Origin of the sequence: Micrococcus sp. H39-S4 (genome assembly GCF_027158145.1) — a bacterium.
GTDB lineage: Bacteria > Actinomycetota > Actinomycetes > Actinomycetales > Micrococcaceae > Micrococcus > Micrococcus luteus.
On the sequence record NZ_JAPVLT010000002.1, the window covers coordinates 185,521 to 200,283 of the forward strand.

A 14,763-nucleotide genomic window follows, 5' to 3' on the forward strand; every position below is an offset into this window, starting at 1 on the left:
GCTATGCGGGGTGGTGTCAGCGGCGCCCGCGCGGCCGGGCGCCGGCGCGGCGCGGCCCGGGGTCCGCCGGGGGCTCGGCGCGACGGACGACGGCGGCCAGCTCGTCCCGGTGCAACAGCTCACGGCGGGCGTGCTTGGTGCGGTAGCCCGTACGGCCCACCAGGTGGGAGGCCACCGGGGCCGTGACCATCTGGGTGACCCACGCCAGCAACAGCACGGGCAGCCACACCCACGACCGCCACTCGATCGCCAGCCCGGCGAGCATGAGCAGCAGGCCGAGGACCTGCGGCTTGGCGGCGGCGTGCATGCGGGCCAGCAGGTCCGGGAGCACGAACAGGCCCACGCCGGCCACCAGGGAGAAGAAGGCACCGCTGACGAGCAGGAACGCGGCCAGCCAGTCCAGGAGCGTGGCGGTGTCGGTCATCGGCCCTCCTCCCCGCCCGGCACGTCCGTGGTGCCGGGCACGCGCGCCTGGTCCTCGAGCGAGTGGTCCGGGCGCCGGTCCTCCGCGAAGCGCGCCACCGTCACCGAGCCGACGAAGCCGACGGTGGCGGCCAGCACCACGAGGACCACGTGGTGGGTGTGGCGGTGCACGGCCATCTCCAGGACGAGCATCCCGGAGAACACCACGAGCAGCACGTCCGTGGCGACCGCCCGGTCCAGCAGCGAGGGGCCGCGCACGATCCGGTAGAGCGCACCGACGGCGCCGACCACGAGCAGCGCCCCGCCGGCCCACGTGGCCAGGTCCATGGGGTCCATCAGGCCTCCTCCTTCGGGGGGCGGGCGGCGGGGGGCGCCGAACTCGGGAAGCGGCGGACCAGCTCGAGGTCCTCACGCGTGCCGACGGCGCGGATGATGCCCGCCTCCACGTCGAGGGCCTTGGCGCGGAAGCCCGCCACGTCCTCGTCCGTGGTCGCGTCGAGCACGTGCAGGTACAGGACGGAGCGGACCCGGTCCACGTCCAGCACGATCGAGCCCGGCACCAGGGCCAGGGCGTGGCTGACGAGCGTGATGATGAGGTCGTCGTGGCTGCGCAGCGGGACGCCCACGATCGAGCCGCGGGCGCGGCGGCCACGCAGCAGCACCGTCCCGGCCACGTTGACTGAGGCGCGCACGACGTCGACGAGGAACCGCACCGTGAACACGAGGGACCACCAGGGGTTCAGACGGCCGCTGAACGGGATGCTCGGCATCGGGAAGAGCCCGATGATCAGCAGCGCGAAGGCGAGGCCGGTCAGGGCCACGTGCGGAGCGAAGTCCTGCCACAGGGCGCACCACACGGCCACCATCACGAGGATCAGCGGCCACTGGGCCACGATGCCCCGGATCCGGTCGGGGCGCACCACGCCGCGGCGGGCGGAGTCACTTCCGGGCATCGTGCACCTCCGTCGGGTCGACGCTGAGGGTGGCCGCGGCCCGCTCGGCCGCGGCGTCGTCGAGCACCGCCGCGATGTAGGGCGAGCGGTCGAGCATGTCCGTGGCGGCCTCGTCGGCCAGCGCGAACAGCGGACCGGCGGCCACCGTGAACACCAGCGTCAGGCCCACGAGCGCCGTGGTGGGCAGCACGAGGCCCGGCTCGAGCGGGCGGGGGCGCTCGCCACGGGCGACGGCCCGCTCGTAGGCGGCCACGAGCTGGGCGGGCGGGTGCTCCACGTCCTCGACGCGGCGCCAGAACGCGCGGGTCCACACGCGCACCACCACGAGCAGGGTCAGCAGGGACACGAGCAGGGACACGCCCACCAGCGTGTAGGCCAGGGGCGTGGCCTGCTCGACGCCGCCGCGCAGCAGGCCGACCTTGCCGAGGAAGCCGGAGAACGGCGGGATGCCGCCGAGGTTGAGCGCGGGCACGAGGAACAGGACGCTCACGAACGGGGAGACCTTCGCCAGGGACCCGAGGCGGTCGATGTTCGCTGTGCCGGCGCGGTTCTCGATCAGGCCCGTGACGAGGAAGAGCGCGGTCTGCACGGTGATGTGATGGGCCACGTAGTACACGGTGGCCGCCAGCCCCGCCTCCGTGGCCAGGCCCAGGCCGAAGATCATGTAGCCGATGTGGGAGACGAGGATGAAGGACAGGATGCGCTTGATGTCCGTCTGGGCCAGCGCGCCGAGGATGCCCACCACCATGGTCAGCGCGGCCACCACGAGCAGGAGCGCGTTGACGTGCTCCCCCGGGAAGAGCAGCGTCTCGGTGCGGATCATCGCGTACACGCCCACCTTGGTGAGCAGGCCCGCGAACACCGCGGTCACCGGGGCGGGCGCGGTGGGGTACGAGTCCGGCAGCCAGAAGGACAGCGGGAACACGGCCGCCTTGATGCCGAAGCCCACCAGGAGCAGCACGTGCAGGACCATCTGCACGTCGGTGGGCAGCTCGCCCAGCTTCACGGCCAGGTCCGCCATGTTCACGGTGCCGGTGGCCGCGTAGATCATCGCGATCGCGATCAGGAACACCACCGAGGAGAGCACGGAGACCACCACGTAGGTGACGCCCGCGCGGATGCGCTGGGCGGTGCCCCCCATGGTCAGCAGCACGTAGGAGGACGTCAGGAGGATCTCGAAGCCCACGTAGAGGTTGAACAGGTCGCCGGCGAGGAACGCGTTGGACACGCCCGCCACGAGGATCAGGAACGTGGGGTGGAAGATCGAGACCGGCCCACCCTCGTCCCGGTTGATCAGCCCCTGCGCCGAGGCGTACAGCAGCACCGCCAGGGTGATCAGCGCCGACACCACGAGCATGAGGGCCGAGAGCCGATCCACCACGAGGCTGATGCCCAGCGGGGCCGGCCAGCCGCCGAGGTGGACGGCCGCGACCCCGGTGTCCCAGACCGCGGCCAGCAGCAGCGCGTCCAGCACGAGGGTGAGCACGAGCGCGGAGACCGTGACGGTGATCTGCGCGCGGGGGCGGCGCACGAGCATGAAGGTCACGGCCGCGCCCAGCACGGGCAGCATGACGGCCAGCGGGGCCAGGTCGGTCAGGGGGAGGGTGCCGATGCTCACGGGCGCGGCCCCCCGTCGGCGCGGTGGGCACGGACGGCGGACGCCGGGCCGGGATGGGCGGGCGGCGTGGGTGAGGCGTGGCGCACGTGGGGTCGGGACTCCGTGGCGTGCTCGTAGTGGGCGTTGGGGTCCGCGGCGTCGTCCAGGAACTCCGAGGACTCCTCCACGAGCTCCGCGTCGTCCTCCGCGTCCCAGGCGGGCATCCGGGCGATCTTGACGTCCTCCGCGTCCACCTCGACCTCGTCCTCGCGGACGAGCAGCCACGAGCGGTAGATCATGGCGGTCAGGAACGCGATCACGGCGAAGCCGATCACGATCGCGGTGAGGATCAGCGCCTGCGGCAGCGTGTCCGCGTACTCGTGCGGGTCCCGTCCGCGCACGAACAGCGGGGCCAGGCCCGTGCCGCCCGAGGAGAGGAACAGCAGCATGATGGCGCCGTTGTTGATCAGCACGATGCCGAGCAGGATGCGCGTCAGGCTGCGCTCGAGCACGAGGTAGATGCCCCCGGCGAACATCACGCCCATGGCCAGGAGCAGGGCCAGGTCGACGGTCATCATCGGGCGGCCTCCTGGGTGGACGGAGTGGACGGGGTGGGCATGCGCGGATGGCGACGGCGGGCCGCGGCGCGCAGGCGGGCGCGGCGGGCCTCCTCGCCCCGGCGGTCCACCTCACCGCCGAGCGAGCGCAGCACGTCGATCACGAGCCCGACCACCACGAGGTACACGCCGATGTCGAACGCCGTGGCCGAGACCAGCTTGAGGGCGTCGCCGAACAGCGGCAGGTCGGTGAACTCCACCACATAGGACTGCAGGATCTGCCCGCCGAAGAAGAGCGGGGCGATCCCGGTGAGCGTGGCGATCGCCAGGCCCAGGCCGATCATGGGCCCGGCCGGGATCACGGAGGCCTCCTGCAGCTCGTACCGGCCGCCGGCGAGGAAGCGCAGCGTGAGGGCCAGGCCTGCGAGCAGGCCGCCGGCGAAGCCGCCGCCGGGGGTGTTGTGCCCGGCCAGCAGCAGGTAGACGGAGAGCAGCATCATGATCGGGAACATGAAGCGGGTGACGACCTCGAGGATGATCGAGCGCCGCTCGGGGGCCATCGTGTGGCCGGCCACGAGCCACTGGCCCTTGCGATCGTCCACAGCGAAGCTGCGCACGACGGACAGCTCGCGGGCCCCGAGCGAGGAGTCGGCGCCGAAGTCGCCGACGGAGCCGGGGGCGACGTCGTCGATGCTGCGGGTGCGCCCGTCGCGGTGCTGCAGGAAGATCAGGGAGGCCACGCCGGTGGCCGCGGCGGCCAGCACCGTGATCTCGCCCCACGTGTCCCACGCGCGGATGTCCACGAGGGTGACGTTCACGGCGTTCGTGCCGTAGCCGTCCGTGTAGGCGAGCTCCGGCATGGGCAGCGAGATCCGCTCCGCCGTGCGGGCGGCCAGCGCGGTGGCGGCGATCCACATCATGGTCAGCGCGAACCCGACGGCCACGGCCAGGCGGCCCAGCCGCCGCGAGCCGGTGCGGCGGTCGTACCAGTCCGGCGGCAGCACGCGCAGGCCCAGGATGAGGGTGACCAGGATGATGGTCTCCACGAGCACCTGGGTGATCGCGAGGTCCGGGGCGCCGCGCATCGCGAACAGGGCGGCGGCGCCGTAGCCGGTCACGGACACCAGCATGATCGCCTTGAAGCGGCGGCGCGCGCGGACGGCGAAGACGGTGGCGACGGCGATCATCAGCACCACGACCAGCTGCGCCGGGGTCTGGAACCAGGCGACGTCCGCGGAGAGGAACGAGGTGGCCAGCGTGCGCTCGCTGCGCCCCACGGGGAAGAGCAGGAACGCGGCCGGCAGCAGGAACGCGGTGGCCAGGATGATGCCCAGGTAGCGGCGCAGGGAGCCGGTCTGGGTGCGCCCCGTGACCCAGATGGCGACCTCGTCGAGGGCGCCGGTGATCTTCCGGTACGTGCGCAGGGCGTCGACCGGGAACTCGACGCGGCGCTGGAACGCCTCGACTCCCGGCCGGCCGAGGGCGAGCAGCGCGCCGAGCACCCAGACCCCCGCGGAGAGGGCGAGGATGGGCGTCCAGCCGTGCCACAGGGCCAGGTAGGCCGGCGCCTCCTCCGGGTCCAGCGGCGGCAGGGAGCCCGTGTGGGCGGTGATGATCCCCTCCACCGGGCCGGGCAGGAAGGCGAGCACCAGGCCGGCGAGCGCGAGCAGCGCGGCCGGGGCCAGCTCGAGGGTGGTGACGCGGGTGTGGAAGCGCGTGACGGGGACCGCGGCCCCCTCCTCGTCCCGCTTGGCGGCGAACGAGCCCCACAGGAACCGCCACGTGTAGGCGAAGGTGAGCACCGAGCCCACGGTCATGAGCACGAGCGGCGTCCAGCCCCACACGTCCGCGTGCGCCACGCCGTGGGCGGCCAGGCCCTCCAGGACGGACTCCTTGGCCACGAAGCCGAACAGCGGAGGCAGGCCGGCCATGGACAGGCCCGCCACCACGGCGACGGCGGCCAGGGCCGGGTGGCGGCGGCCGATCCCGGAGAGCTGGCGCAGATCGCGCGTGCCGGCCTCGTGGTCGATGATGCCGACCACCATGAACAGGGGGGCCTTGAACACCGCGTGGGCCAGGAGCATGGCGAGGCCGGCCATGGCGGCGTCGCGGGTGCCCAGCCCGTTGGCCACCATGAGGAAGCCGAGCTGGGAGACCGTGCCATACGCGAGGACGAGCTTGATGTCTGTCTGCCGCAGGGCGCGCCAGCCGCCGAGCAGCAGGGTCCACAGACCCACGCCGATCACGAGGACCTGCCACATGGCGAGGCCGTGGAACTCCGGGGCCAGGCGGGCCACGAGGAAGACGCCGGCCTTCACCATGGCCGCCGCGTGCAGGTACGCGGACACGGGGGTCGGCGCGGCCATCGCGCCCGGCAGCCAGAAGTGGAAGGGGGCCTGGGCGGACTTCGTGAGGGCGCCGATCAGCACCAGGGCGACGGCGACCTCGAGCAGCCCGCGCAGCCCGGCGTCGGCCATGAGGGCGGGGGCGGCCTCGAGGACCCCGGAGATCCGCCAGGACCCGGCGAAGTGGGCCAGCATGATCAGGCCCGCGAGCATGGCCAGGCCGCCGAACGTGGTGACGATCAGGGCGGTGATGGCGGAGCGGCGGGCGAAGATGCGGTGGCCCGAGTAGCCGATCAGCAGGAAGGACAGGACGGACGTGATCTCCCAGAAGGTGTAGAGCACCATCAGGTCGTCCGTGGTGACGAGCCCGAACATCGCGCCGGCGAACGCCAGCAGCTGCCCGCCGAACACCGCGTTGCGCGGCTCGTGCTCCCGGAAGTAGCGGGCGCAGTAGGCCAGGACCAGCGCGCCGACTCCCAGCACGATCAGGGACATGAACGCGGCCAGCACGTCCATGCGGAACGCGAGCTCGGTCTCGAGGTACGGCACCCACGGCACGGCGCGGTCCAGGCGCGCCGCCGAGGCCGGGACCGGCCGGCCGGCGTCGAGCGCCTCCTGCAGCGCGAACACGTGCGGCAGCTGAGTGAGCAGCCAAACGAAGCCCGCCGCGGGAGCGGCGGCGAGCAGATAGAACCCCTGACGTCCCGTCCACCGGAAGAGCACCGGGGCGGCGAGCGCGACGACGAAGAGCGCGGTCAGGATGACGAGCATGCGGTCCCTTCGTCAGGCACGGGCGAGGGTCCGGTCCAGCCTAACGGAGGGATGCGCCCCACCCGGGGTCAGCGGACCGATTCCGCGCTCCGCGTGATCGGCTCCGTGACCCGGGCGAACAGCAGCCCACCGGCCACGAGCACGACGGCGATCACGGGGATGACCACCCGGTTGTCCGGGTGCAGGGCGAGCGCGAGCGTGACGAGCGCGGGCGTGATGAACCCGACCGCGCGGCCCGTGGTGGCGTACAGCCCGAACACCTCGCCAGCCGTCCGCGGCGTGGTGAGCCGGCCCAGGAACGCGCGCGAGGCCGACTGCACCGGGCCCACGAACAGGCACAGCGCCAGCCCGCCGACCCAGAACGCGAGGGTGCCCGAGGCGAAGAAGAGCGCCCCGGCCACGAGGACCATGGCGGCCAGCGAACCGAGGATCACCCGGCGCGGACCGACCGCGTCGTCGAGCCGCCCGCCCACGAAGGCGCCCAGGGCGGCCACCACGTTGGCCGCGATCGCGAACAGGATCACGTCCGAGGCCGCCAGCCCGTAGACCGTGGTGCCCAGGATGGCGCCGTAGACGAACACCGCGCCCACGCCGTCGCGGAACACCGCCGAGGCCACGAGGAACCACAGCGTGTTCCGGTCCTCGCGCCACATCCGGGCCAGCGTGGCCCCCAGCTCGCGGTAGGAGCCCAGCACCGACTCACGGCGCGGCCCGCCGTCCGCCGCCGGGGCGGGGGCCGGGTCCGGCACGGCCACCAGCACGGGGATCGCGAACACGAGGAACCACGCGGCGGCCACGAGCGCGACCACCCGGATGTTCAGCGCCGCGTCCTCCGTGACGCCGAACCAGTGCGCGTCCCCCGAGACGAAGCCCACGAACACGATCAGCAGCAGCAGGATGCCGCCGAGATACCCCGCGCCCCAGCCGATGCCCGAGATCCGGCCGATCGTGGCCGGCGTCGAGATGTGCACGAGGATCGCGTTGACCTGCACCTCCGCGAACTCGAAGAACACCGTGCCCAGGGCGATCAGGGTGACGCCCAGCAGCAGGGAGGACTCCTCCGGGGTGACCCAGAAGCAAGCTGCGGTGCACGCGATCACGGCGCCCGTGGTCAGCGCCAGCCAGAGGCGGCGCCGTCCCGCGCCGTCCGCCCGACGCCCCAGCACGGGCGCGGTGACCGCGATGACGACGCCGGCCACCGCCATCGCCGTCGAGAGCCAGGCCGTGCCCCGCTCGTCCGGCCCGAACGCGTCCGAGGCCAGGTAGGTGCCGAACACGAAGGTGACCATGACCGCGTTGAACGCGGCCGAGCCCCAGTCCCACAGCGCCCACGCGGCCACCTGGCGGCGCGGGGCGGCGGAGGCGACCGGCGGGAGCGCGACGTCGGTCATCGCTCGATGCGGGTGAGGTGGAAGTCCCGGTGCGCCCGGGAGGCCGTGGGCCCGCGCTGACCCTGGTACCGGTTCTGGTTGGCCCCGGTGCCGTACGGCGACTGGGCCGACGAGGAGAGCCGGAAGAAGCACAGCTGGCCGATCTTCATCCCCGGCCACAGCGTGATGGGCAGCGTGGCCACGTTGGACAGCTCGAGCGTGACGTGCCCGGAGAACCCGGGGTCGATGAACCCGGCGGTCGAGTGCGTCAGCAGGCCCAGCCGCCCCAGCGAGGACTTGCCCTCGAGGCGGGCGGCGAGGTCGTCCGGCAGGGTGACCTGCTCATAGGTGGAGCCGAGCACGAACTCCCCCGGGTGCAGGATGAACGCCTCGTCCGGGTCCACCTCCACCAGCCGGGTCAGCTCGTCCTGCTTCTGGCGCGGGTCGATGTGCGCGTACCGGTGGTTGTCGAAGAGCCGGAAGAACCGGTCCAGGCGCACGTCCACGGACGCGGGCTGGACCATCGCCGGGTCGAGGGGGTCCAGGCCGACGCGCCCGGAGTCGAGCTCGGCGCGGATGTCGCGGTCGGAGAGCAGCACGGCTCAGTCCATTCGCACGACGACGGCCAGCGGGGTGCGCTCGCGGCCCTGGCCCAGCGGGTTGTCCGCGAAGGCGGCTTCGAGGACGGCGGCCGACGCGGCGGTGTCCTTGCCGAGGGCGTTGCGGCCGATGTCGTTGGCGTCCATCACGACGGTGCCGGCGAAGGAGGCCTTCGCCCAGGCCGGGATGTCCGCCGCCCGGATCATCGCCGAGACCTCGGCGGCCACCCGGTCCGGCTCGGCCGGCGGCAGCTTGGCCGAGACGTTGGCCGGGAACGTGGAGTAGGTGGTGGGCCCGTCGATCGCGCGGACGTTGCCGCCCACCACGTTGTAGAACACACCGCGCTTGCCGGCGACCTTGCCGGCGGCGCCGGCCGCCGCGGAGAGCACGATGCGCGGCAGGCCCGCCTCCTGGATGGCCAGCTGCATGGTGGTGGGATCGCCCAGGCCGATGCCCGCGGGCGTGCGGGTGACCAGGCGGGAGAGGACGCGGGCGGCCACGGAGGGGCGGACCTCCCACGTGTAGTAGGAGCGACCCTGGGTGATGGCCACGATCTTCTCGGACACGGAGAAGTGCCACGGGGCGTCCTGCGGCATCGCGTCCGCGGGCAGGTCGCGGAAGAAGTCCTCGATCTCGCCGCGCAGGTAGGCCTGCAGGTCCGTGTCCCGGTCCACCAGGCCGGTCTGCACCGGGAAGCGGCGGTAGCGGCGGCCGTCCTCGGCGGAGACCAGGTCGAGCTCCTTGCCCGGGTTCGGCTCGTGGTCCGGTTTGGCCGGTGCCGGGGCGGTGGGGGCCTCGTCGACCGCGGTGGCGGGGCCGGCCGGGGCGGCGTCCGCGTCCACCGCGTCGCGCAGCCAGAGCTCGAGGTTGAGCAGGCGCCAGAAGCGCTCGGGGTCGTGCCGGCGCGGGTGGGCGAGGAAGTCCTCGAAGAGCGCGCGGACGGTGGGCGCGTCGGCGTACGGGCGGGCGGCGAACGAGTCGGAGGCGAACACCTCGCGGACCGGCTCGCGCAGGGCGAGCAGCAGGCCGGCCGCGGCGTCGTCGTCCGCGTGGCGGGCCGGCGGGAGGACGGCGTCCACCAGGCCGGCGAGCCGCCCGCGCGGCACGCCGCGATCGGCGGGGCGCTCGTCCGCGTGGGCGTCGACGAAGGCCGAGTTCAGCAGCGCCTCGACGGGCACGTCGGCGCGCTCGCGGGAGTCGGCCAGGCGTGCGGCGACGTCGCGGCGGGTCGCGGTCAGGGTGCGCGCGGCACCGCGCAGGCCGCGGGGCGCGTCGGCGGCCGAAGGCGTCGGGGCGGGGCGGCCGCACACGTGCGCGGTCGAGGCCAGGGGGCCGCCGTGGGCGCGGATCGCGGCGCGGACCGACTCGAGGTCGGCGACCGGGGACGGCGTCGCGGCGGGGGCCAGCGGTGCGGGCCGGGGACCGCCGACGAGGAAGGGGCGGTCCGCCTCCCCGAACGCGAGGTAGCGGTACACCGCCGCGTCGTCGGGGCGGGCGGGGACCTGGGCCGCGTCGGCCGTGGTGTCGCGCATGGGACGTCCTTCCGGGACAGGGGCTGCCGGACGCGTCCGGCCGCGGCCGGGCGCGGTTCGGACTCTACCAGCGGCCCCCGGCGCGCTTTCGTTCGGGAAACGGCGGCCCCTGGTGCGCTTTCGTTCGGGAAACGGCGTGGCCGGCCGCTGGCGCGCGGGTGCGGCCCTGACCATCCGCGGGGAGTTCTCCATCGTGATCGCCGGGCCGGTGCTCACGCGGTACGCGGACGCGTTCGGTCGTTCGCGCGCCCGGGCGGCGACGCGGCGGGTGCAGGCGCGCGAGGTCGCCGTGGCGGACCCGGTGCACTGACGTACGGGGCCGTGGGGCGCGAGGACGACGCGGGGCCGGTGCACCGGCCGGGCTGGTGTATGGTGGTGCCCGCGCCGCAGGCGGAAGCCGAGCGGTTGCGCGGGCGTAGCTCAATGGTAGAGCGCTTGCTTCCCAAGCAAGATACGCGGGTTCGATTCCCGTCGCCCGCTCCACACCACGACGACGGCCCCGGGCCCCTCACGCGAGGGACCCGGGGCCGTGTCGGCCCACGTCGCCCCGCCACGGCCGCACCGGGAACGCGAGACGTCGGAATGCGGCCACATTCCGGCGTCATGGCGACCGCTGGCGTTCCAGGTCGACGTGCGGGGTCCCGCTCCCCTCAACGGCCCGCGCGGATCTCGCGCAGCCGGCGTTCCAGGTCGACCGGCAGGTCCGCGGCGAAGCGCGGGTCGAGGTCGGGCCCGGCGTCCGCCAGCCGGTAGACGCCGTCGGCGCGGTCGAGGAACCCGTAGTCCACGAGTTCGCGACGCAGCGTGGCCACGTCCTCGTGGGCGGGGCGCAGCAGGTCGTTGACCTCGGCCTCCGCGTAGGCGCGGCCCGCTCTGAAGCGACGCAGCAGCTCGAGAAGGACGGCCACCCGCGGCTTGCGACGCGCAGGGATGGAGCGCAGCCGGTCCCCGTCGAAGAAGCGGGTGAGCACGGTCGCGTGGTAGCGCTCGGCGGACTGCCACTCGTCGGCGAGGGCCGCCGCCGCGGCGGTGTACCGCTCACCGGTGACGGCCATGCGGGCGCGGATCAGGGTCTTGAGGTCGGACTGACGGGTCATGGTGCATCCTCGCCGGCGCGCTCCCGGCCATGCCGCGCCGCGGGTCGGGGACGACGTCCGTCGCGTGCGGGTGGGCCCGAGGATCCGCTCCCCTTCGCGCCGGGCCGCAGGGCCCTGCCGCGCGGGGCCGGGCCGCGTGGCGCGCTCGGCGGTGGGCGCCGCCGTCGTGATCCAGGCTAGCCCACGCCCGCGGCGTAGGATCGCGCCATGCCCCTGACCCCTCCGCGGACCGCCCCACCCCGACCCGTGGAGGCCCGTCCGTGACCCAGGTGCTCTCCGGCTTCGCGGTCGTGTGGGTGATCATCCTCGTGGGCGTCCTGGTGGGGCGCACGGGGGTGCTCGGCGAGCACGGCCGCACCGTGCTCTCCCGCGCGGCGTTCTTCATCGGCAACCCGGCGCTGCTGTTCGTCACGCTCTCCCGCGCGGACGTGGGCGCCGTGCTGGGCCCCCAGCTGTGGGTGGCCACGCTGTCCGCGTTCACCGCGGCCGCACTGTACCTCGCGGTGACGGTCCCGCTGCTGAAGGGCAGGTCGGCCTCGGAGCGGATCATGTCCGCGCTCAGCGCCTCGCTCGTGAACTCGGCGAACCTCGGCATCCCCATCGCGGCCTACGTCCTCGGCGACGCCGCCCTGGCCGCCCCGGCGCTCATCTTCCAGCTGGCGATCTACACGCCGCTCTACGTGGCCGCGATGGACGCCGCCACCGCGCGCGAGGTCCGGCGACGCACGACGGCGGGCCGGCGCCGGGCGGTGCGCCGCTCCCCCGGGCGCGCCGTGGCCGACCAGGTCCGCCACACGGTCACCAACCCCCTGATCCTGGGCTCGGTGGCCGGCCTGGTCTTCTCCCTCACCGGCTGGTCGTTGCCGGGCCCCCTCATGGAGTCCGTGGAGCTCATCGGCGGGCTGTCCATCCCGGCGATGCTCCTGGCGTTCGGCATGTCGCTGGTCGGCTCGCGGCCGCTCGAGCGGGCCGGCGGGCGACGCGCGGACGTGCTGCTCGCCTCGGCGGTGAAGCTGGTGGTGCATCCGCTGCTGGCCTGGCTGCTCGCGCAGTTCGTGTTCGGCCTGGACGCGCGGCACGTGTTCGTCGCCGTCGTCCTGGCCTCCCTGCCGACCGCACAGAACGTGTTCGTCACCGCCGTCCGCTACGACACGGGCCTGCGCGTCTCGAAGGACACGATCCTGGTCACCACGATCGTCGCGATCCCCGCGATGATCGCCGTCGCCCTGCTGCTGGCCTGAGGCCGACGACGGCGGCGCCCGGCCCGGTGCCCCGCGCCGGACGCCTCGCCGCGGCTCAGACGTCCCGGCGGATCAGCTCGTCCAGCCCCGTGGGCGAGAGCAGGTACGGGGCGACCTCGAGCACGGTGCGCGCCCCCGTCTCCCCCTGGGCCTTCAGCCGCGCGGCGGCACGGCCGTAGGCGACCTGCGCGGCGGCGGTGAAGTCGGGGTTGGACTCCAGCTCCAGCACGAACTCGACCGCGCTGCGCGAGCCGCCGAGGTCGCCCGAGGTGACGACGTGGCCGCCGTGCGGCATGCCCTGGTGGTCGCGCTCGAACTCCTCCTCGGAGATGAAGTGCACGGTGGTCTCGTACGGGGCGAAGTAGTCGGGCATCGTGGTGATGGCCTCGGTGATGGCCGCGTGGTCGGCCTCGTCGGCCACCACGTAGCACTCACGCACGTGCGCGGAGGCGCCGGTGATCTCGGCGCCCCGTCCGGCGCGGGCCTCGGCGATCGCCTCCTCGCTGGGGATCGTGTACTGCACGCCGCGCCGCACGCCGGGGACCCGCCGGACGGCGTCGGAATGGCCCTGCGAGAGGCCCTTGCCCCAGAACGTGTTCTGCTGCGGCTGCGGGAACAGCGCCGCGCCCAGCACCCGGTTCACCGAGAACAGGCCCGGGTCCCAGCCGGTGGAGATCATCGCCACGTGCCCGCCCTCCCGGGCCGCGGCGTCCATCTCGGAGCGGTGCCGCGGGATGAGCTGGTGGTTGTCGTAGGTGTCCACGGTGGTGAAGTGCCGCGCGTAGCCGGCCGCCTGCTCGGGGATGTCCGTGGCGCTGCCGAGGCAGAGGAACAGCACGTCGATCTCCCCGGCGTGCTCGGCGGCCCGCTCCGCCGGGAGCACGGGCGTGTCCGTGTCCAGGCCGGTGCGGCGCGAGAAGATGCCCACCAGCTCCATGTCCGGCTGGAGCTTCACGAGCTTCTCCACACTGCGGCCGAGGTTCCCGTATCCGACGATGCCGGCGCGGATGGTCATGTGCGTCCTCCTGGTGGGGTCGTGGTCAGGTCGGTCCCGCCAGCCTAGGCCCGGCGCCGCGGGGCGCCGAGTCCGCCCGCCGGACCGCGCAGCAGGAGCACGACGACGGCGACCAGCCCCGCCGACGCCAGCATGCTGACCACGTAGATCGGCCAGGACCACGGGCTGTGGTCGCCCCCGCCGATGCCGTAGGTGTCCGCGAGCGCCATGCCCGGCCCGAACGAGGCCATGAAGTAGGCCGGGGACGCGGCGACGAGCGAGGCGAGGCCCAGGGCGAGGACCGCCAGCGGGTCGACCTCCTCGCGACGCCACGTGAGGAACCACAGGACGGCGGCCACACCGAGCCCGGCCGCCAGGATCACGGCCGACAGGACGAAGGGGACGCCGAGCTGGCCCGCCGCGCTCAGGTCCGCGTAGATCCTCCCGAGGCTGCGGTCGCCGGGCGCGGCGGCCAACGGGTTGAGGACGAACACCTGCAGGGCCGCGAGCGCCGCGGCGGCGGCGATGACGCCCGGGACCACCGCGCCCGCGGCGAGCCGCACCCACCCGGGCCGGTCGGGCAGGGCGAGGGGCGCCGTCGTCGGGCGGGGCCGGGCGGGGCGGGAGGACGCGGCGGGGCGACGGGCGGAAGGGGACATGCGGCCAGGCTAACCGCTCGCCTCCGCCGCGGGCACGAGCGCCTCCGGCGCCGTTTCGTCAACGACAGCGGCTGTGGAGGCTCCTGCGCCCCCGCCGTCTCGTCGACGAGCGCGGTGGGTGAGGTCAGCGGACGCCGGCGCCGGAGAGGGTCTTGGCCCAGGCCTCGATGGCGTCCCAGTCGCGGTAGTCGCCGTAGTGCTCGTTGCGGGAGAGCTTGAGCTTGAGCTTCTCCAGCCGGCCCAGGCGCTCCTCGACGAGCGCCCCGCGGAAGTACGCCACCTCGCGCGGACCGTAGGACTCGAGCTTCTCCCGCACCGGCGGGGCCAGCTCGGGCGCGCCGCCGGAGGCCAGGATCACGAGCGGCAGGTCCGCCAGCTCGGCCCGACGGGTGTCGAGGAACGCCCGCGCGTCGGCGGCGAGCGAGCCCGTGTAGACCGGGGCCGCGACGATCACCGCGTCCGCCGTGGCCAGCCACGCGGCGGCGCCCTCGACGTCCTCCACCACGGTCGGGACGGCCTGCGACGTGCGCAGCACCTCCGCGACACGCTCGGCGATCTCTCGCGTGGATCCGTGGGCGGACGAGGTGACGATGAGCGTGGTCATGGTGGGGCGCAGCCTTCGGG

Annotated in this window: 13 protein-coding genes, 1 tRNA gene and 2 pseudogenes; 3 read left to right on the plus strand and 13 right to left on the minus strand. The window is 73.9% G+C overall.

All coding sequences use genetic code 11. The features are described from left to right. Nucleotides 1-16: 16 nt before the first annotated feature. The 9 genes and pseudogenes from mnhG to O3T09_RS02910 all read right to left on the minus strand — a co-directional run bounded on the left by mnhG (nt 17) and on the right by O3T09_RS02910 (nt 10,148). The gene (mnhG, locus tag O3T09_RS02870) at nt 17-424 is read right to left on the minus strand and encodes a monovalent cation/H(+) antiporter subunit G (RefSeq protein WP_036383647.1); all 408 of its coding nucleotides are present in this window, start codon (nt 422-424) and stop codon (nt 17-19) included. Continuing rightward, a complete protein-coding gene (locus O3T09_RS02875) occupies nt 421-759 on the minus strand; it encodes a monovalent cation/H+ antiporter complex subunit F (protein ID WP_036383645.1) in 339 nt (112 codons plus the stop codon). The genes mnhG and O3T09_RS02875 overlap by 4 nt, the downstream gene beginning before the upstream one ends. Further along, complete coding sequence (locus O3T09_RS02880; RefSeq protein ID WP_036383643.1) at nt 759-1,376, minus strand: Na+/H+ antiporter subunit E; 618 nt, start codon at nt 1,374-1,376, stop codon at nt 759-761. The genes O3T09_RS02875 and O3T09_RS02880 overlap by 1 nt, the downstream gene beginning before the upstream one ends. After that, a complete protein-coding gene (locus tag O3T09_RS02885) occupies nt 1,363-2,994 on the minus strand; it encodes a Na+/H+ antiporter subunit D (protein WP_036383641.1) in 1,632 nt (543 codons plus the stop codon). The genes O3T09_RS02880 and O3T09_RS02885 overlap by 14 nt, the downstream gene beginning before the upstream one ends. After that, the gene (locus O3T09_RS02890; protein WP_078025521.1) at nt 2,991-3,551 is read right to left on the minus strand and encodes an NADH-quinone oxidoreductase subunit K; all 561 of its coding nucleotides are present in this window, start codon (nt 3,549-3,551) and stop codon (nt 2,991-2,993) included. The genes O3T09_RS02885 and O3T09_RS02890 overlap by 4 nt, the downstream gene beginning before the upstream one ends. Then, nucleotides 3,548-6,646 (minus strand): Na+/H+ antiporter subunit A, encoded by a 3,099-nt coding sequence (locus O3T09_RS02895; protein WP_041104517.1) that lies wholly within the window; start codon nt 6,644-6,646, stop codon nt 3,548-3,550. The genes O3T09_RS02890 and O3T09_RS02895 overlap by 4 nt, the downstream gene beginning before the upstream one ends. Nucleotides 6,647-6,714: 68 nt before the next feature. Next, nucleotides 6,715-8,082 (minus strand): annotated as a pseudogene (locus O3T09_RS02900) (MFS transporter); the annotation flags it as partial. Beyond that, the gene (gene dcd / locus O3T09_RS02905) at nt 8,034-8,615 is read right to left on the minus strand and encodes a dCTP deaminase (RefSeq protein ID WP_041104515.1); all 582 of its coding nucleotides are present in this window, start codon (nt 8,613-8,615) and stop codon (nt 8,034-8,036) included. The gene dcd and the pseudogene O3T09_RS02900, both read right to left, overlap by 49 nt. A gap of 3 nt (nt 8,616-8,618) precedes the next feature. Then, the gene (locus O3T09_RS02910; RefSeq protein WP_041104513.1) at nt 8,619-10,148 is read right to left on the minus strand and encodes a hypothetical protein; all 1,530 of its coding nucleotides are present in this window, start codon (nt 10,146-10,148) and stop codon (nt 8,619-8,621) included. 121 nt (nt 10,149-10,269) lie between these two features. Here O3T09_RS02910 and O3T09_RS02915 point away from each other — a divergent pair. Both O3T09_RS02915 and O3T09_RS02920 read left to right on the plus strand, forming a co-directional pair. Next, nucleotides 10,270-10,458: pseudogene (locus tag O3T09_RS02915) on the plus strand (cation:proton antiporter); the annotation flags it as partial. 99 nt (nt 10,459-10,557) lie between these two features. Then, nucleotides 10,558-10,631: transfer RNA gene (locus tag O3T09_RS02920), tRNA-Gly, on the plus strand. Nucleotides 10,632-10,798: 167 nt separating this feature from the next. Here the strand turns inward: O3T09_RS02920 and O3T09_RS02925 are convergent. Then, a complete protein-coding gene (locus O3T09_RS02925) occupies nt 10,799-11,245 on the minus strand; it encodes a DUF2087 domain-containing protein (protein WP_020626108.1) in 447 nt (148 codons plus the stop codon). Nucleotides 11,246-11,505: 260 nt separating this feature from the next. On the opposite strand from O3T09_RS02925, the gene O3T09_RS02930 reads away from it, so the two are divergent. Further along, nucleotides 11,506-12,486: an AEC family transporter gene (locus O3T09_RS02930; protein WP_020626109.1), complete on the plus strand. Its 981-nt coding sequence runs from the start codon at nt 11,506-11,508 to the stop codon at nt 12,484-12,486. Between the two features lie 55 nt (nt 12,487-12,541). On the opposite strand, the gene O3T09_RS02935 is transcribed toward O3T09_RS02930, so the two are convergent. The 3 genes from O3T09_RS02935 to O3T09_RS02945 all read right to left on the minus strand — a co-directional run bounded on the left by O3T09_RS02935 (nt 12,542) and on the right by O3T09_RS02945 (nt 14,743). Then, nucleotides 12,542-13,501, minus strand: a complete 960-nt coding sequence (locus tag O3T09_RS02935; protein ID WP_020626110.1) for a diaminopimelate dehydrogenase — start codon at nt 13,499-13,501, stop codon at nt 12,542-12,544. Between the two features lie 44 nt (nt 13,502-13,545). Then, nucleotides 13,546-14,139 carry a hypothetical protein gene (locus O3T09_RS02940; protein WP_041104510.1) on the minus strand — a complete coding sequence of 198 codons (594 nt, stop codon included), beginning with the start codon at nt 14,137-14,139 and terminating at the stop codon, nt 13,546-13,548. A gap of 124 nt (nt 14,140-14,263) precedes the next feature. Continuing rightward, nucleotides 14,264-14,743 (minus strand): flavodoxin domain-containing protein, encoded by a 480-nt coding sequence (locus O3T09_RS02945; protein ID WP_069941971.1) that lies wholly within the window; start codon nt 14,741-14,743, stop codon nt 14,264-14,266. Nucleotides 14,744-14,763 lie beyond the last annotated feature (20 nt).